Source organism: Janthinobacterium sp. JF4 (genome assembly GCF_059617925.1).
This window is the reverse complement of sequence record NZ_JCAQAV010000032.1, coordinates 50368-67985: the sequence shown is the minus strand read 5'-3', so window position 1 is coordinate 67985 and position 17618 is coordinate 50368. Positions and strand designations below refer to the sequence as shown.

The window sequence follows — 17618 nt, the reverse complement described above, 5'->3', positions numbered from 1 at the left end:
TGGAGACTACCTTGCTCAACTATTTAAAGCTTTACAACCACCACATTCCACAACGAGCTATCGGTGCCAAAACACCCATCCAGGCGCTCAAAGAATGGCAGCAAAAGAAGCCGGAGCTATTCGTTAAGCGCGTTTATGATCAAACGGGACTGGACAGGTAGTTACTGAAACGCCACTTCCGCAAAGCTGCGCAGCTTGCGGCTGTGCAGCCGGTCCACGCCCTGGCGGCGCAGCAGTTCCACGGCGCGGATGCCGATGCGCAGGTGCTGGTCGACTCTTTCTCGGTAGAAGTGGTTGGCCATGCCGGGCAGCTTGATTTCGCCGTGCAGCGGCTTGTCGCTCACGCACAGCAGGGTGCCGTAGGGGACGCGGAAGCGGAAGCCGTTGGCGGCGATCGTCGCGCTTTCCATGTCCAGCGCAATGGCGCGGCTCTGGCTGAAACGGCGCTCCGGCGTGCGCTGCGGCAGCAGTTCCCAGTTGCGGTTGTCCGTGCTGGCCACGGTCCCCGTGCGCATGATGTGTTTCAGATCATGCCCCGTCAGCTGGGTGATTTCCGCTACGGCCGTTTGCAGCGCCTGCTGGATTTCCGCCAGCGGCGGGATCGGCACCCACAGCGGCAAGTCTTCGTCGAGCACGTGGTCTTCGCGCACATACGCATGCGCCAGCACGTAGTCGCCCAGGCTTTGCGTGGTGCGCAGGCCGGCGCAATGACCGAGCATCAGCCAGGCGTGCGGGCGCAGCACGGCGATATGGTCGGTGATGGTCTTCGCATTTGCCGGTCCCACGCCGATATTGACCATGGTGATGCCGCTGCCGTCGGCGCGCAGCAGGTGGTAGGCGGGCATCTGCGGCAGGCGCGGCGGCGCGGCACCCAGCGCGTCCTCGCTTTCGACGGTTTGTCCAACGCGGCGCGTGACCACGTTGCCCGGTTCGACGAAGGCGATGTAGCCGTCGTCGTCCGAGGGCGCTGCCGCATCGGGCGCGCGGTCCATCATGGCGTGGCCCAGGCGGATGAATTCGTCGATATAGAACTGGTAATTGGTAAACAGGACGAAGTTCTGGAAATGCTGCGGCGAAGTGCCGCTGTAGTGGCGCAGGCGCTGCAGCGAATAATCCACGCGCGGCCCCGTGAACAGCGACAGCGGCTGCGCTTCGCCATGCGCCGGTTCGTGCGTGCCGTTGGCGATGCCGTCGTCCATGGCCGACAGGTCGGGCAGGTCGAACAGGTCGCGCATGGCCAGGCGGCGGCCCGCATCCATATTGCCTTCGATGTGGTCATGCTCGGCGAACGAGAAATGCACGGGGATGGGCTGGGCGCTCACGCCCACTTCCAGGTGCACCTTCTGGCCGCTGTTATGGTTTTTCAGCAGCAGGGTGAACTGGTCGAGGTAATAGTCGCCGAACAGGTCGGGGCGCGTCAGAGTGGTTTCAAACACGCCCGGGCCGGCGACAAAACCGTAGGCCAGCGGCGAGTCGGCGCGCGCCACGGTGTCCGTCTGGATGCGCACGAAGGGGTAGCAGGCGCGCACTCGTTCGTGCATGTCTTCGCCGGCGACAAAGCGCTGCAGCGCATCGCGCAAGTGTTCGATGCTGCTGCGGTAAATGGCTTGCACTTGTTCCAGCGCCAGGCGTGGATCGTCGAAGCGGGAGGAGGCGATGAAGGGGGGCGTAAGCAAGCGGATTCTCCTTGTAGCGGTTCGTGCATACCATTGTAAGGCAGCGGGGCAACTCTTGTCGGCGCATCTGGGGCCGCTTGACGGATTCAAATAGAATCTGTATTCTATTTGAATGGTCAGACTAGCCAAATTCAACGAAAACAACTTCATCGACAGTGCGATCGCCGTCGCCGCCCAGTGCGGCGTGGCCGCCGTATCGATGGCCGCCATCGCCGTCAAGGCCGGCGCGCCCATCGGCTCCGTGTATCACCGCTTCGATTCGCGCAACGCCATCCTGGCGCGCGCCTGGTTGCGCGTGAAAAGCGACTTTCGCGAGGAAGTGGCCAGCCGCTGGCTCGGCGGCGATACGTGGGCTGGCGTGCACGGCTTGCTCGACTGGTGCCGGCGCAAGCCCGTGTATGCGCGCTTCCTGCTGCAATGCGCGGACAGCCCCGATTTCAGCGGTGGCCTCAGCGAGGAGTTGCTGGCCGCCGTGGAAGAGGAGCAGGCGGCGCTCGACGCCTGCTTCGTGCGCTGCGCCGAAGCCATGCCCGCCACCACGGAGCTCGACCTCGATCACATGCTGCTCAAATTCGTCCTGATCGACGCGCCCGTGGCCGTCGTCAAGCCTTACCTGACCCAGGAGCGGCCGATACCGGCCAGCGTCGACGCCATGCTGCGCGCCTCGCACGACGCCGTGCGCGGCTGGGCCTCACATGCCACATCACACTAACAAAGAAAAGAATCCCCATGCGCTATTCCACCCAGCTTGAACACGGCAAGAAAATCCCCCTGCACGATGAAGAAGGCTTCATCGGCATGCGCGCGGCCGGCCGCATCGCCGCCGACACGCTCGACTACATCGCGCCCTTCGTGAAACCGGGCGTCTCGACGGCCAGGCTCGACGCCCTGTGCGAAGAATTCATGCGCGCCGCCGGCGCCATCCCCGGCACCATCGACTACCACGGCTACAAGCACGCCAGCTGCATCTCCGTCAATCACGTGGTCACGCACGGCATTCCGTCCGAGACCAAGATCCTGAAAGTGGGCGACATCCTGAACATCGACGTGACGCCGAAGTTCAACGGCTGGTTCGGCGACACCAGCCGCACCTTCAAGGTGGGCGCCGTCTCCATCCTGGCCAACCGCCTCGTCAACACGGCGTATGAAGCCATGATGGCCGGCATCCACACCGTGCGTCCGGGCGCCACCCTGGGCGACGTGGGCGCCGCCATCGAAGCGGTGGCCAAGGCGCAGGGCTTTTCTTCCGTGCGCGACTTCTGCGGCCATGGCGTGGGCCAGGTCTTCCACGACACGCCGCAAGTGCTGCACTATGGCCGCGCCGGCACGGGCATCGTGCTGGAACCGGGCATGATCTTTACGATTGAGCCGATGCTCAACGTGGGCAGCTACCAGGTCAAGGTCTTGCCGGACAAATGGACGACGGTGACGAAGGACCGGTCGCTGTCGGCGCAGTTCGAGCACTCGCTGGCCGTGACGGAAACGGGCTTTGAAATCTTCACCCTGACCGGCATGACCGAGCCGCTGGTGTAGGCATGGATGACGCGCGGCGGCAGCAGTTGACGGATATCGTCGCCGCGAAAGCGGGCGTGGATGCGGCCTGCGCGGCGCGCCACCTGGCGCTGCATGATTACGAGGTGGCGGCCGCCCTGCGCGGCATCGACGCCGAGCGTTATACGCTCACGCAGCGCCTGCTGAACAAGTACCGGCGAGACCCGGAAGACGCGCTCCAGCACGTGGCGCTGGCCGTCTTGCAGCACGAAGATATCCGCAGCGACAGCGTACTGCGCTGCGAGCGCATCGCGGCCCTGGCGCCGCCCGTCGCCTGTGTGGTGACCCTGGCCGAGTGGCTGGCCTATGTGGACTGGGAAGGTTTTGACAGCGCCCTGTACGTGAATCTCGACGCGGTGGCGGCATTCATCGCCGGTGCATTGGACCTGCCCGAGGCGGCCGCCAAGCTGCGGCAAACGCGCGACGAAGCCGTGTTCGAGGCGCAGCGCCCCGCGCTGGCTGCTGCGGCCCTGCTGTTCATCGAGCGCCACATCGCGCTCTTTCCCCGATAGCGGCCCAGGTCTTACAATAGGGGCAAGCACTGTTGCCCCATTTTGAAGACTTCCGCATGAGCGATTTTCCCGAAGATATCTACACCGAGCCGTCCGCCGACGTGCACACCCTGAACAACCTGGGACCCTTGACCGGCATGGCCGGCATCTGGACGGGTACGCGCGGCCTGGACGTCAAGCCGAAAGCGGACGGCCCGCGCAAGCAGGCCTTCGTCGAGCGCATCGAACTGCAGCCGATCGATCCCGTCACCAACGGCCCGCAACTGTTCTACGGCCTGCGCTACTACATCCACATCACCAAGCCCGATCAGGTCAAAACGTATCATGAACAGGTGGGCTACTGGCTGTGGGAGCCGGCCACGGGCGCCGTGATCCAGACCCTGGCCATTCCGCGCGGCCAGATCGCCATGGCGTCGGGCATGACGACGGCGGATGCCACCAGTTTCGAACTGGTGGCCAGGCGCGATTCGACGGCCTACGGCATCTGCTCGAACCCCTTCCTCGAACACGCGTTCACCACCGTCGAATACCGTATCAAGGTCGATATCCACGCCGACGGCACCTGGGGCTACGACGAGGACACGGTCATGCTGATCCGCGGCAAGGATGAACCGTTCCACCACACGGACCGCAACCTGCTGACAAAAATCGGCGAGCCGACGCCGAACCCGATGGCCTTGCAGGCGCTGGCGGCCGCCGCCGCTTAAGGCTTTCCTTGCGCCACCGCCTTGACCGCGCGCTCCTCGCCCATGGCGGCGGCGATCTTCCAGCGCTGCATGGCGCTGGCGCGGTCGGGGCGTTTCAAGCCCGCGCCTTCCCAATCCATCAGACCCAGGTTATAGATGTCGCCCGCGCTGCCCTTGTCGGCGGCCAGGGTGAACCATTTGCGCGCTTCCTTGTGGTTGACGGGGATCTGGTAGCCGCGCACGTGGTACAGGCCCAGCAAATGCATGGATTGCGCATTGCCCTTGTTGGCGGCCTGTTTCAGCAGGTCGAGCCCGCGCGCCATGTTGCGCGGCTCCTGCCAGCCTTCGGCCAGCATCACGCCTTTCGCCGTCAGCGCATAGCTGTCGTTCTTCACCAGGCCCTTGCCGATCAGGGGCTTGGCGGCCACCTGGCGCGCTGCGCGCTGCTGCGCCGTCGGCGCCGTGACGGGGCCGGGTTGGCCTTCACCCATCAGCAGCATCCAGCCATACAGACCATACGCGCCCGCGTCGCCCTTGCCGACCAGGCTTTCCAGCATGGCCAGCGCCTGCGCCTTGTCGCCATTTTCGTACAGCTTGACGGCCTTGGCGCTGCTTGCGTCCTGCGGCACGGCGGCCGGCGCATGGGGCGCGACGGGTGCCGAGGCCATGGCAGCCTGCGGCGGCGCAGAAACCGGGCGCACGCGCACGGGCAAGCCATAGCTGGCGGCCAGCACGGCCAGGCTGGCGGGGGCGAGGATCAGCACGTGCGCCAGCTGGTTGCGCCGGCCCTTGCCGGCGATGCCCATGGCCCGTTCGGCCTGCGGCTCGCCGCCCAGCGCCTCGCTCAGCACAGCCTTGACCTTGCGGTTGAACAGCCAGTAGCCGGCGCCCGTGACGAGCAGGCCGGCGACGGCGGCGGCGCCGCGCCCGGCGAGGAACCAGGTGGCGATGGCGGCGGCCAGGGCTGCCAATGCGCTTTTCCACCAGAATTGCTTGGCCAGCCGCGTGTAGACCTGGCGCAAGGCGCCGAGCACGCAGGTGCGCACATTCTGCGCATAGTCGGCGGAGACGACATCGACGTGCGCGTGGTCCGCGTCGCCGCTGAGGACAGACTCGATCACGTCCGCATTCAGTTCCGACGCGGCCACGTCGCGCAGCGGCGCGAGCAAGCCCTGGACGTGGGCCGAGAACAGACCGTCGTCGGCGCTGCCGGCCAGCGCGTCGCTGAGCGCCTTGAGGTCGCCGCGCAGCAGCTTTTCCACGATGTCGTCCAGGGTCAGCCAGCGCAGATCCGTGCCGTACGCCACCAGGTGGTGCTTTTCCGCGTTGCAAGAGGCATCCAGGCGCACGATGCGCAGCTTGCCGCCATACAGGGCGTCGACTTCCTGCGGCTGGTCTTCATTGTAAATGCTCACTTTCGCCAGGGCCAGGCTGCTGGCGATGGCGGCCAGTGAGTGCATGCTTTCCTTGTCGCGGATGCGGCGCGCGTCGTCGGGCGCCTGCTTGGGCAGGCTGACGCTGTAGCCGGGCGCCACGTGCACATCGACCCAGGCCGCCTTGCCCACCTTGCCGGAGCCGTCGCACGGGTTGCAGCGCAAGTCGCCCACGCCGCTGCAGGTGCGGCAGGTGACACTGCCGCTGGCGCGGCAAGTGCCGCAATTGATGTTGCCGGAACCGTGGCAGGTGCTGCAACTGACCTTGCCGTAGCTGCAATGGTAGCAAGAGCGGTATTCGGTGCGGTACTGGGGCCGCGTTTCGCTGTGGTAGCTGGTATGCGAACTGCCGTTGCTGTAGGTGGTAGTGGGCACTTGCACCGTGACGTAGTCGGTGACTTGCTCGGACACCGTGCCGCTGCCGCTGCAATACGAACACGACACCTTGCCGCTGCCGTAGCAGCCATACGCGTCGCAGCTGACGGTGCGCCCGCCGTGGCAGGTCCAGCACGTTTCCGTGGTCGCGCCATGGCAGGTGTGGCAGCTGATGCGGCCGCGGCCCGTGCAGTTGCTGCAGGTGTCGAGGTGCCAGTACTTGACGGCGTGCGGCAAGTAGACGCCCGCCTCGACGCCGTTGTAGGCCTGGCCCGCCTGGCGCAAGGCATTGTCGAGCTTGCCCGCCGCGCGGCGCAGGCGTTCCTTCTCCTGCGCGTGAGCGAGTGCTCCCACCTCGTGGGAGCCACAGCGGCAGTCACTGCCCGACGGCGAGAAATAGCCGTTGATGACGCGCTGCTCGAAGCGCGCCTCGAGCGCGTAGTTCGCCTGCAGGGAAAAGTCCTGCAGCACGTCCTCCTCGCCCAGCGGCATGATGTCGTGCGGCTCGAAGCGCGTCTTGTCCTGCACCAGGGTGCGCAGCTTGCCCAGGACGGTGGGTATCTCTTCCTTGTCGAGCTTGAGGGGCGCTGGCGCCGTTACGGCCGTTGCTGATGCCTGGGGCATGTCCTCGCTGCCTTGGGTATCGGTGGCCGTTTCGGTGCTGGGGTTCATGCGCGTCCTTTTGCTCTCTGGAAAGATGTTTGAATTTTAGCATCCCCATATGACAAAGCCGACAGCCCTGATCCGCTTTTTCAGCGCAGGCCGCGGCGGAACTGGTCGGGCGTGCCGCCGCTCTGGCGGCGAAACATGGCGATGAAGGCCGAGGCCGTGCTATAGCCCAGTTCCAGCGCGATCGCCTGCACGGTGTCGCCCCGTTCCAGCAGGGGCAGCGCGGCCAGGAAACGCTGGCGCTGGCGCCATTCGCCGAACGGCATGCCCAGTTCGCGCTGGCAGCGGCGCGCCAGCGTGCGTTCGGTGACGTGCAATTGCGCGGCCCACTCGGCCAGTGAGCGGTTACTGCCCAGCTCCGCCTGCAGGGCCGCCAGCAGTGCCGCGATGACGGGCTCGTCGCTGCCCGGCAGGTAGTTGCGGCTGCACGGCGCCAGCTGCAACTGGTCGACCAGCACTTGCGCCAGGCGCTGGTCGGCCACGGTGGCGGGCGTGGTGACGCCCCGTTCGGCAAAGTCGCCGAGTATGGCTTTGAGCAAGGGACTCAATACCAGCGCGCACGGCTGCGCCGGCAGCTGCGCGCACAGGCTGGCGTCGATATACGCCGAGTGAAACACGACATCCTGGCGGATATAGCCGTCGTGCAAGGTCTCGGGCGGTATCCACACGGCATACTGGGGCGGCGACAGGTAGCGCTGGCCCGCCACCATGATTTCCATCACGCCCGTGGCGCAATACGTGAGCTGTCCCCACGGATGGCTTTGGTAATCGAATTGCCGGTGCGCGTGATAGTCGTCGAGGCGGAAGTACACGGGGTAGGGCAGGGCGTCGGAAACGGCGGGGAAGTGCTGGTTGCTGGCCATGGTGTCTTTGTCCGGTTCTTCGCATCGATTGTCCGGTATGCATTATATCCATGGAATCAGACCATGCGAAAATGGCGGTATCGAATAATGGAGTACGCCGCATGCAAGTTAAGCACTATCTGTTACCCGTGATCGCCGTGCTGATCTGGGCCATCAATACCATCGTCAGCAAGCTGGCCGTGGGCGTGATCGATCCGGCCGCCATCTCGTTCTACCGCTGGCTGCTGGCCGGCGTGCTGCTGGCGCTCGTGTTCGGGCGCGGCGTGTGGAAGCAGCGGGCCGTGGTGAAGCCGTATCTTGGGAAACTGTTTGTGCTGGGCATGTTGGGCATGGTCATGTACCAATGCCTCGCCTACATTGCCGCGCAGACGACGACGGCCACCAACATGGGCATCCTCGCCTCCCTGATGCCGTTGCTGGCCGTGGGCCTGTCCGTCTTGCTGCTAGGCGAAGCGCCTACCGTGGGCGGCGTGTTTGGCGGCCTCGTGTCGCTGCTGGGACTCGGCTACTTGCTCAGCCATGGCGACCCGGCCGCGCTGATCGCCCATGGCGCGGCCGTGGGTGACGCCCTGATGCTGTTGGCCTGCCTGTCATATGCGGGCTATGGCGTGCTGCTCAAGCGCTGGAAGATTCCCCTGAATAACTGGCATTCGCTGCTGATCCAGGTGTGGTGCGCCGTGCCCGTGCTGTTCGTGTATTACCTGAGCCAGTCCGCGCCGCCCGTCACGAGCGCCGGCTTGCCGCTGGTGCTGTTTGCCGGCATTCCCGCCTCCATCATCGCGCCGTTCCTGTGGATGCATGGCCTGGCCAAGCTGGGGCCGAGCCGCGCCACGACGTTGATGAATCTGCTGCCCGTGTTTACGGTGATCATCGCCATGCTGTTCCTGGGTGAAACCTTGCACAGCTACGACGTGATCGGCGGCGGCGTTACCCTGCTGGGCGTGGTGATGGTGCAAACCCTGAAGCGCCCCCTGCGCCGTGCTATCGCCTAGTTTTTTTGCTATGCTGATGCTTTACATAAGGAGCCATCATGCCTGACATCGATACCCTGTTGAGCGAACTCGAAGCATTTGGCAGCAGCAACGATGCGGCGCACGCAGAGCGCGCCAGCCGCATGCTCAACATCACGCGCGACACGGGCGAGTTGCTGGCCGTGCTGGTGCACGCGCGCGGCGCGCGGCGGGTGCTGGAAATCGGCACCTCGAACGGTTACTCCACCCTGTGGCTGGCGCGCGCGGCGCAGGCGCTGGGCGGCAGCGTGGTGACGGTGGAAAAGGCGCAGGACAAGTTCGACATGGCGCATGCCAACTTTGCGCGCGCGCAACTGCAGGGCGTGATCGGGCAGTTGCTGGCGGACGCGGGCGACGTGCTGCGCGATGCGGCGGACGGCGCCTACGATTTCATCTTTCTCGATTCCGCGCGCCAGCAATACGAGGCGTGGTGGCCGCAGCTGGACCGGGCGCTGGCGGCCGGCGGCGTGCTGGTGGTCGACAACGCCAGTTCGCACTATGCGGACATGGCTGGCTTTATCGAGGCCGTCCGCGCCGACAGCCGCTACACGGCCTGCCTGGCGACTGTCGGCAAGGGCGAATTCATCGCCGTCAAGGCGGGCAATTAGGTAGTTCTCGGTGTGCGCGGTCTTCAGCTTTTCAGATGTTGCGCCGCCAGCTGGCGCAGCAGGGGCAAGGCTGCATGGCTGGTATCGGCTTGCCAGGCCAGGCCGATACCGGCTGCCAATTCCTCTCCTTCCGCCAGTTGCCGGTAGACCACGCCAGCGAGGCGCAGCGCCCGAAATGAATCGGCCAGCAGCGCCATGCCCTTGCCGGCCGCCACATCGCCGAGCAGCACATGGTGGTCGGGCGCTTCGCGCAGGAAAATCGGCGCGAAGCCATGCCGGCGAAACACCTGCTGGCAATGGTCGAAGAAGGCGGGCTGGCGCGTCCGTTCGAACCAGTAGACGGATTCCTGGGCGATATCGGTCAGGCTGAGCTTGCGCTTCTTCGCCAGCCGGTGGCCGGCGGGCAGGGCCAGCATCATCGGCTGGCGCGCCAGCGGCTGCACGGCCAGTTCGAACGTGGCGCTGGGTAACGCGAGCAGGGCCGCATCGAGCTGGCCCTTGCGCACGCTAGCCACCAGGCGCGGCGAGGGCGCCGCCGTCAGTTCCAGGCGGACATTGCCCAGTTGGCCTTCCAACGCCGCCAGCAGCGGGCGGAACAGGCCGGCCGCCACGGAACTGGTCAAGCCCAGGCGCAGGCGCGCCGGCGCGGCATCACGCTGCAGCGACGCTTGCGCAATATCCAGTAAATCGAGGATGTGCAGCGCCTGCGGCAGCAGGGTGCGGCCCGCCTGCGTCAAAGCCACGCCCTGCGTGTCGCGCTCGAACAGGCGCGCGCCCAGCCGCTCTTCCAGCAGCCGGATGGCGCGCGACAGGGGCGGCTGGGTCATATGCAATTGTTCCGCCGCCTGGCGGAAGTTCAGGCAGCGGGCGACGGCGCAAAACAGGCTCAGGGCATGCGTATCGAGGGTTCTCATACCAGAAAGGTATCACGAAATCGCACATTCCCCCGCCAGCCGGCGCGGCCTAGACTGGCTGCATTGACACTTGAGGGAGAGCAACATGCAACAACGACGCATCGGCCATAGCGGCTTGAACAGCTCGGCACTGGGCCTGGGCTGCATGGGCATGTCGGAATTTTATGGTGCCACGGACGAGGCGCAATCGCTGGCCACGCTGGAAGCGGCACTGGCGGCGGGCGTGACCCTGTTCGACACGGCCGACGCCTACGGCTTCGGCCACAACGAACAATTGCTGGGACGCTTCTTGGCCAGCCATCGCGGCCAGGCCCTAGTCGCCACCAAGTGCGGCCTGGCGCGCGAGGCGGGCAGCTATGCGCGCCGCGTCGACAACTCCCCCGCCTATATCCGCCAGGCGTGCGAGGCGTCGCTGGCGCGCCTGGGCGTGGAGGCGATCGACCTGTTTTACCTGCACCGGCTGAACCTCGATACGCCACTGGAAGAATCGATGGGGGCGCTGGCGCGACTGCTGCAAGAAGGAAAAATTCGCGCCGTGGGCCTGTGCGAAGTGAGCGCCGCCACCTTGCGGCGCGCGGCGGCGCTCTGCCCCGTGGCGGCCGTGCAGAGCGAGTATTCGCTGTGGACGCGCGAACCGGAACAGGGCGTGCTGGCCGCCTGCCGCGACGTGGGCGCCAGTTTCTTTGCCTACAGCCCGCTGGGGCGCGGTTTCCTGACGGGCGCCATTGCCGATGCGGCCAGCCTCGACGCGGGCGACTTTCGCCAGTTCAATCCCCGTTTCGCCGCCGGGAACCTGGCGCGCAACCAGGCCATCGTCGCGCAAGTCAAGGAGCGCGCGCGCGCAAAAGGCTGCACGCCGGCCCAGCTGGCGCTGGCCTGGCTGCTGGCGCAAGGCGACGACATCATTCCCATTCCCGGCACCAAGCGCATCGCGTATTTGCACGACAACCTCGGCGCGCTGGCCGTGCGGCTGGATGGGGCCGAACTGGCGGCGATGCATGCCGCCTTTCCCTTGGGCATGGCGGCGGGCGCGCGCTACACGGCGGAAGGCATGAAGGGCGTGGATGCCTGAAAAAGATGGCGCAGTGTACGCCAGCGTACCTAACTGATACTTTCCCTGCGGGATAATCGGCGACGATCTGCTAGCATCTGGCAGTGACTGCGCGGTGCGTATTGCACCGCGTTCAACGGTCTGGTATCCGATGAGGTGGATGTTGTTAGATGACGATATTTTCGATATAGAACTGAAGTTATTGCTTGAGGGAATATTGCTGCGGTATCAACACGATTTCCGCGATTATTCCGTCGCGTCGCTGCGCCGGCGCATGCGCCAGGCCATGGAGCGCTTCGGCTGCGCCAGCCTGTCGCAATTGCAGGACCGCATCTTGCACGAGCCAGCCATGTTCGCGCAGATGCTGCAGTTCTTCACGGTGCAAGTGAGCGAGATGTTCCGCGATCCCGCGTATTTCCGCGCCTTGCGCGAAAAAGTCGTGCCCATCCTGCATACCTATCCTTCCATCAAGATCTGGGTGGCGGGCTGCAGCAGCGGCGAAGAGGTGTGGTCGCTGGCCATCTTGCTGGAAGAAGAGGGCTTGCTCGAACGCAGCATGATTTACGCGACCGACATCAATGTCGAAGCGCTGGCCGCCGCCGAAGCGGGCATCTATCCGATCGAGCGCATCGCCCAGTTCAGCGCAAATTACCAGCTGGCGGGCGGCAAGCGCTCGCTGTCCGACTATTACACGGCCGCCTACAAGGGCGCCATCTTTGAGCGGCGCTTGCGGCGCCAGTTTGTCTTTGCCGACCACAGCCTGGCGACGGACAGCGTGTTTTCGGAGGTGCACATGGTTTCCTGCCGTAACGTCATGATTTACTTCAATAAAGACTTGCAGGACCGCAGCCTGGGCCTGTTCCACGAAGCGCTGGTGAACCGGGGCTTCCTGGGCCTGGGCATGAAGGAAAGCCTGCACTTCAGCCGCCATGCGGCCAGCTTCAACGAGCTGAGCCCGGCTGAACGCATCTTCCAGCGTGCCTGACATGTTGCCGACCTGCGACGTCGCGCCACCGCCCGCCGGCCTGCGCCTGATCGCCATCGGCGCCTCGGCCGGCGGCGTGGAAGCGCTGGGCATCGTGCTGCGCGCCCTGCCCGCCACCTGCCGCGCAAGCGTGGTGGTGGTGCTGCACCTGGCGCCGGGCCGCTCAAGCCAGTTGCCGCATCTGTATGCGGAACGCTGCCAGCTACCGATGCGCGAGGCGCAGGACAAGGAGCCCTTGCAGGGCGGCACCGTGTATTTCGCCCCACCCGATTACCACTTGCAAATCGAACCCGACGGCTGTTTTTCCCTGTCGCAGGAAGCGCCCGTGTATTTTTCGCGCCCGTCCATCGATGTCTTGCTGGAAACGGCCGCGTACGCCTACCGGCGCGCCATGCTGGCCATTGTCCTGACGGGTGCCTCGGCCGATGGCGCGGCGGGCCTGGCGCGCGTGCGGCAGCTGGGCGGCAGTGCCTGGGTGCAAGACCCGCAGCGGGCCAGTTGTGGCATCATGCCGGCCGCCGCGCTCAAGCGGGCCGGCGCCGACCGCGTGCTCGATTTGCCGCAGATGGCTGCCAGCCTCGCATTGCTCGGCGATGGCGAACACAAGTGAGTGAGAGTGGAGCAGTGCGTGTAATATATGTGAGAATTGAAACAATGTTTATGTCCATATCGAAACACGATGGCATCTTGCCGTTGCGATGCCTGAAGATGATTCCGTGACCGCACCTATCCATATCCTCGTCGTTGACGACATCGCGCAAAACCTGGTGGCCGCCGAAGCCGTGCTGGCCCGGCCCGGTATTCTCATCCTGAAGGCAAGCTCGGGTGCAGAGGCGCTGGAATTGCTGTTGACGCATGAAGTGGCGCTGGCCCTGATCGACGTGCAAATGCCGCAGATGGATGGTTTCGAGCTGGCCGAGCTGATACGCGGCAGCGAGCGCACGCGCGACATTCCCTTGATTTTCCTCACGGCCGCATCGCGCGAACCGAGCTACAGCTTCCGTGGCTACGAGGCGGGCGCCGTCGATTTCCTGTACAAGCCGATCGATGTGAAAGCCTTGCAAAGCAAAGTAGCCGTGTTGGTTCAGCTGTACCAGCAGAAACGCGAATTGTCAGCCCAGCTCGACGAGCTCAAGCATGCGCTGCACCTCAACGAACTGTTCACGGCCGTGCTGGGCCACGACTTGCGCACGCCCTTGTCGGTGGTGATGAACGGCGCCATGCTGTTACCAATGATGAGCGACCACCCGAAGGTGATCGTTACGGCGCAGCGCATCGAAAGCAGTGCCAAGCGCATGGGGCGCATGGTTGACCAGTTGCTGGACCTGGCGCGCATCCGCTCGGGCACGATGGAGTTGCGCAGCAGCACGCACGACTACCTGGCGCTGGCGCGCGCCATCGTCGAGGAGTTCGAGACGGCCGGCCAGGCCCCGCTTGTCGAGCTCAGCAGCGTTGGCGAGCTGCACGGGCAATGCGATGCGGGCTTGCTGTCGCAAGTCATCTCGAATCTGTTGAACAATGCCATCACGCATGGCGAGGCAGGCACGCCGGTGCAACTGGCCCTGGACGGACGCGACGCTGATAGCATTGAATTGCGCATCGCCAATCGTGGCGTCATCCCCGCCGCCTTGCTGCCGACCCTGTTCGAGCCGTTCCGGCATGCGGGCGAAAAGCGCAGGACGGGGCAGGGCCTGGGACTGGGCCTGTACACGGTGAGCATGTTCGTCAAGGCCCATGGCGGCATGGTCGAGATCAGTTCGACGGCCGCGCAGGGTACGCTGGCAACAGTGCGCATCCCGCGCCATTGCCAGGTGCGCGTGCAAGCGGGATTGTCCACATGAGCGCGCCAGCCTGGCCGCGTGGCGGCGGCAGCATGGGCGAGCTGGTGCGCCAGCGCGACTGGTCTGCCACCAGCCTGGGCGCCATCGCTGGCTGGCCCGCCAATTTGCGCACCAGCGTCGATATCGTGCTCCATTCGCCGATGGCGATGGTGCTGATGTGGGGGCCGCAGCACGTGATGATTTACAACGACGACTACATCCACATCGCCGGGGCGCGCCATCCGGCGGCGCTGGGCGGCACGGTGCCTGCCGTCTGGCCCGAAATCTGGGACTGGAATGCGCGCATCCTCGAAGCGGGCCTGCGCGGCGAGACGCAGGTTCACCGCGAGTGCAGTCTGCCGCTGCTGCGTGACGGACAGCGCGCGGACGCCTGTTTTGACTTGTTTTACACGCCCGTGCATGGTGCTGGCGGCCAGGTGGACGGCGTGCTGTGCACGGCGCTGGAATTAACGGCGCGCATGGAAGAGGGGCGCCAGCTGAAGCTGGCCACGGTGGAGCTGGGGGAACTCAATACCACCTTGCAGGCGGAGAGCGAGGCCGTGCGCGCGGCCAACCGCCGCCTGGGGGAGGAGCGCGCGCTGCTGCGCGCCCTGTTCCAGCAGGCGCCGAGCTTCATGGCTCTGCTGCGCGGGCCGCAGCACGTGTTCGAGCTGGCGAATGAACATTATCTGCGCCTGGTGGGGCACCGCGACTTACTCGGCAAGACGGTCGAAATGGCCTTGCCAGAAGTCAAGTCGCAAGGTTTCATCGAGTTGCTCGACCAGGTCTACCGCACGGGCGAACCTTTCGAGGGCCGCCGGGTGAAAGTCGATTTGCAGGCGGCGGACGGGCAGACGGGGCAGCGCCAGATCGACTTCGTCTACCAGCCCATCAAGGATGACGGGGGCGTGGTCACGGGTATCCTCGTCGAAGGCATCGACGTCACCGAGCGCATGGAAGGCGAGGAGCGCTTGCGCCTGGCCCAGCAGGCGGGCGGCATCGGCACCTTCGAATGGTTCCCCGACACGGGCGCGATGCTGGTGTCGCCGACCTTCCGCCGCCTGTGGGGTATTGCCGACGAAGAAGAAGTGACGGAGCGCCTGCTGGTGAGCCTGGTCGATGCGCGCGACCAGCAAAAAGTCGGACCCAGCAAGCTTGAGCTGGCGCCCAATCCCCTCGAATATGTGGAATACCGGATCCGCCGTCCCGCCGATGGCGCGCTGCGCTGGATCGCGCGCCAGGGCGAGGTGGTGGCCGGCCGCGTGCCGGGCCAGCGCCGCTACGTGGGCGTGTCGTTCGACGTGACGGACCGGCGCCAGATCGAAGATGAACTCAACGCCAGCCAGGAGCGCATGGCCGCCATTTTCGGCCAGGCCTCGGTGGGCTTGTCCGAACTGGGCCTCGACGGCAGTTTCCAGCGCGTTAACGGCGCCCTGTGCCGCATGCTGGGCCGTTCCGCCGAAGAGCTGCTGAGCCTTAACATGAACGACATCATGCATCCGGCGGACGTGCCCAGCAACAACGTGCTGTTCCAGCGCCTGGTGGAAACGGGCGAGTCGTTCTCGCTGGAGAAGCGCTACCTGAAGCCCGATGGCTCGCAAGTGTGGGTGTCGAGCAATGTCAGCCGCCTGGTCGACGAGCAGGGTCATACGCGTTCCCTGATCGCCGTCAAGACGGACATCACAGACCGGCGCCGCGTGGAAAAAGCGCTGCATGAATTGAACGAAACGCTCGAGCACCGTGTCGAACAGGAAGTGGTTGAGCGCACCAAAGCCGAGGACGCCTTGCGCCAGGCGCAAAAGATGGAAGCCGTGGGCCAGCTGACGGGGGGCATCGCGCACGATTTCAACAATGTGCTGCAAATTATTTCCGGTAATTTGTATCTGTTGCATCACCTGGCGGGCACGGATGGCTTGATGCGCCAGCGCCTGGACACGGCGATTGCCGCCGTCGAGCGGGGCGCCAAGCTGTCGTCGCACCTGTTGGCGTTTGCGCGGCGCCAGCCCTTGCAACCGGTGGTGGCCGACCTGGCGCGCGTGGTGCGCAACATGGATGCGCTGCTGCGGCGCGCCTTGGGCGAAGCGATCGACATCGTGCTGGTCGGCGGCGGCGGCCTGTGGAATACCCTGATCGACCGCAGCCAGATCGAGAACGTCATCCTCAACCTGGCCATCAATGCGCGCGACGCCATGGATGGCGTGGGCAAGCTGACCATCGAGCTGGGTAATGTCGTGCTCGATGAACAGTATGTGCACAACCTGGTCGACGTGCCGGCCGGCCAGTACGTGATGCTGTCGGTGACCGATACGGGGCGCGGCATGAGTGGCCCCGTGCTGCAACGCGCATTCGAACCGTTCTTTACCACCAAGCCGGAAGGTGCGGGCACGGGCCTGGGCTTGTCGATGGCGTATGGCTTTGTCACGCAAAGCCGCGGCCATATCCGCATTTACAGTGAACCTGGTGTGGGTACGGGAGTCAAAATCTATTTGCCCCGTTCCCTGATGGCCGAAGCGGACGAAGAACTGGAATTGAGCGGCGTCGTCACGGGCGGCACGGAGACGGTGCTGGTGGTGGAAGACGACGTGGGCGTGCGCACCACCGTGGTCGACATGCTCGGCGCGCTCGGTTACAAGGTGCTCAAGGCCGAGGATGGCGAAAGCGCGCTGGCCGTGCTGCATAGCGGCGCGCAGATCGATTTGCTGTTTACGGACGTGATCATGCCCGGTCCCGTCAGCAGCACGGAGATGGCGCTTCAGGCGCGCGAATTGCAGCCCGATATCGCCGTGCTGTTTACTTCGGGCTACGCGCAGGATGTCATCGTGCACGAGGGCAGGCTCGACGCTGGGGTGGAATTGCTCAGCAAACCGTACCGGCGCGAAGAGTTGGCGCGCAAGCTGCGCCATGTGCTGGCCAATCGCCAGCAGCAAATGCGCGCGCGCCAGTTTGAACGGTCCGGGGCGCCGGTGGCCGGCATGCAGGCCACCGGCAGCACGGCGGCCAGCGTGCTGGGAGGTGGCACGCCGGGGCTGGATCTGACGGGCCATGCTTTGGTACCGCAGGGGGACATGCCGACATCCATGAAAATACTCGTGGTGGAAGACAATCTCGATTCGCAGCTGATGGTGTGCGAGCTGGTGGGCATGCTGGGTCACACGGTCAGCGGCGTGTCCGATGGCGAGGCGGCGTGGGAATTGCTCAATGAGCAAGACTTCGATATCCTGTTTACGGATGTCAGCCTGCCCGGCATGTCCGGCATCGCGCTGGCACGCATGGTGTTGCGCGATAAGCCGGATATGCGCATCATCTTTTCCACGGGCTATGGCAAGGAATCGATGGATGAGCTGGGTTTTTCCGCCAGCGTCTTGCGCAAGCCCTATGATTTGCTGGAGTTGCAAGCGGCACTCGACCAACCCTGACGGGCACGCCCTGGAACGGCTTGCCTGTCCCACCCTGCAGAGGTAAGGC

The 17618-nt window shown here is 65.0% G+C and carries 15 protein-coding genes and 1 pseudogene; 12 read left to right on the top strand and 4 right to left on the bottom strand.

The window, feature by feature from the left end:
* Nucleotides 1–161 (top strand): annotated as a pseudogene (locus AC54AF_RS20465) (IS481 family transposase); the annotation flags it as partial.
* Here AC54AF_RS20465 and AC54AF_RS20460 read toward each other — a convergent pair.
* The gene (locus AC54AF_RS20460; RefSeq protein WP_034750639.1) at nucleotides 162–1676 is read right to left on the bottom strand and encodes an AMP nucleosidase; all 1515 of its coding nucleotides are present in this window, start codon (nucleotides 1674–1676) and stop codon (nucleotides 162–164) included.
* A 112-nt stretch (nucleotides 1677–1788) separates the two neighbouring features.
* Between AC54AF_RS20460 and AC54AF_RS20455 the strand changes: the two genes are divergently transcribed.
* From AC54AF_RS20455 to AC54AF_RS20440, 4 genes are read left to right on the top strand one after another with little or no spacing between them, the layout of a single operon-like run.
* The gene (locus tag AC54AF_RS20455; RefSeq protein WP_496637991.1) at nucleotides 1789–2388 is read left to right on the top strand and encodes a TetR/AcrR family transcriptional regulator; all 600 of its coding nucleotides are present in this window, start codon (nucleotides 1789–1791) and stop codon (nucleotides 2386–2388) included.
* A 17-nt stretch (nucleotides 2389–2405) separates the two neighbouring features.
* Entirely contained in the window at nucleotides 2406–3209 is an 804-nt protein-coding gene (gene map / locus AC54AF_RS20450; RefSeq protein ID WP_496637990.1) for a type I methionyl aminopeptidase, read from the top strand.
* Between the two features lie 2 nt (nucleotides 3210–3211).
* Complete coding sequence (locus AC54AF_RS20445) at nucleotides 3212–3739, top strand: hypothetical protein (protein WP_496637989.1); 528 nt, start codon at nucleotides 3212–3214, stop codon at nucleotides 3737–3739.
* Nucleotides 3740–3795: 56 nt separating this feature from the next.
* Nucleotides 3796–4446 carry a heme-binding beta-barrel domain-containing protein gene (locus tag AC54AF_RS20440; RefSeq protein WP_131687456.1) on the top strand — a complete coding sequence of 217 codons (651 nt, stop codon included), beginning with the start codon at nucleotides 3796–3798 and terminating at the stop codon, nucleotides 4444–4446.
* Here the strand turns inward: AC54AF_RS20440 and AC54AF_RS20435 are convergent.
* Both AC54AF_RS20435 and AC54AF_RS20430 read right to left on the bottom strand, forming a co-directional pair.
* The gene (locus AC54AF_RS20435) at nucleotides 4443–6905 is read right to left on the bottom strand and encodes a tetratricopeptide repeat protein (protein ID WP_496637988.1); all 2463 of its coding nucleotides are present in this window, start codon (nucleotides 6903–6905) and stop codon (nucleotides 4443–4445) included. The genes AC54AF_RS20440 and AC54AF_RS20435 overlap by 4 nt on opposite strands.
* An 80-nt stretch (nucleotides 6906–6985) precedes the next feature.
* On the bottom strand, nucleotides 6986–7765 hold the full coding sequence (locus tag AC54AF_RS20430; protein WP_496637987.1) for an AraC family transcriptional regulator: 780 nt from the start codon (nucleotides 7763–7765) through the stop codon (nucleotides 6986–6988).
* 101 nt (nucleotides 7766–7866) lie between these two features.
* Between AC54AF_RS20430 and AC54AF_RS20425 the strand changes: the two genes are divergently transcribed.
* Both AC54AF_RS20425 and AC54AF_RS20420 read left to right on the top strand, forming a co-directional pair.
* Nucleotides 7867–8757, top strand: coding sequence for a DMT family transporter (locus tag AC54AF_RS20425; protein ID WP_496637986.1), 891 nt, complete (start codon nucleotides 7867–7869; stop codon nucleotides 8755–8757).
* A 38-nt stretch (nucleotides 8758–8795) separates the two neighbouring features.
* On the top strand, nucleotides 8796–9383 hold the full coding sequence (locus AC54AF_RS20420) for an O-methyltransferase (protein WP_496637985.1): 588 nt from the start codon (nucleotides 8796–8798) through the stop codon (nucleotides 9381–9383).
* A 23-nt stretch (nucleotides 9384–9406) separates the two neighbouring features.
* Here the strand turns inward: AC54AF_RS20420 and AC54AF_RS20415 are convergent, their stop codons facing one another.
* Nucleotides 9407–10297, bottom strand: a complete 891-nt coding sequence (locus AC54AF_RS20415; RefSeq protein WP_496637984.1) for a LysR family transcriptional regulator — start codon at nucleotides 10295–10297, stop codon at nucleotides 9407–9409.
* An 85-nt stretch (nucleotides 10298–10382) separates the two neighbouring features.
* Here AC54AF_RS20415 and AC54AF_RS20410 point away from each other — a divergent pair, with 85 nt between their 5' ends.
* The 5 genes from AC54AF_RS20410 (at nucleotide 10383) to AC54AF_RS20390 (ending at nucleotide 17569) form a co-directional block, all read left to right on the top strand.
* On the top strand, nucleotides 10383–11369 hold the full coding sequence (locus AC54AF_RS20410; protein ID WP_496637983.1) for an aldo/keto reductase: 987 nt from the start codon (nucleotides 10383–10385) through the stop codon (nucleotides 11367–11369).
* Nucleotides 11370–11508: 139 nt separating this feature from the next.
* Nucleotides 11509–12333 (top strand): CheR family methyltransferase, encoded by an 825-nt coding sequence (locus AC54AF_RS20405; protein ID WP_496637982.1) that lies wholly within the window; start codon nucleotides 11509–11511, stop codon nucleotides 12331–12333.
* 1 nt (nucleotide 12334) lies between these two features.
* Complete coding sequence (locus tag AC54AF_RS20400; RefSeq protein WP_496637994.1) at nucleotides 12335–12943, top strand: chemotaxis protein CheB; 609 nt, start codon at nucleotides 12335–12337, stop codon at nucleotides 12941–12943.
* A 106-nt stretch (nucleotides 12944–13049) separates the two neighbouring features.
* Nucleotides 13050–14174, top strand: coding sequence for a hybrid sensor histidine kinase/response regulator (locus tag AC54AF_RS20395; RefSeq protein ID WP_496637981.1), 1125 nt, complete (start codon nucleotides 13050–13052; stop codon nucleotides 14172–14174).
* Nucleotides 14171–17569: a hybrid sensor histidine kinase/response regulator gene (locus AC54AF_RS20390; protein ID WP_496637980.1), complete on the top strand. Its 3399-nt coding sequence runs from the start codon at nucleotides 14171–14173 to the stop codon at nucleotides 17567–17569. Before AC54AF_RS20395 ends, AC54AF_RS20390 begins: the two co-directional genes overlap by 4 nt.
* Nucleotides 17570–17618: the final 49 nt, after the last annotated feature.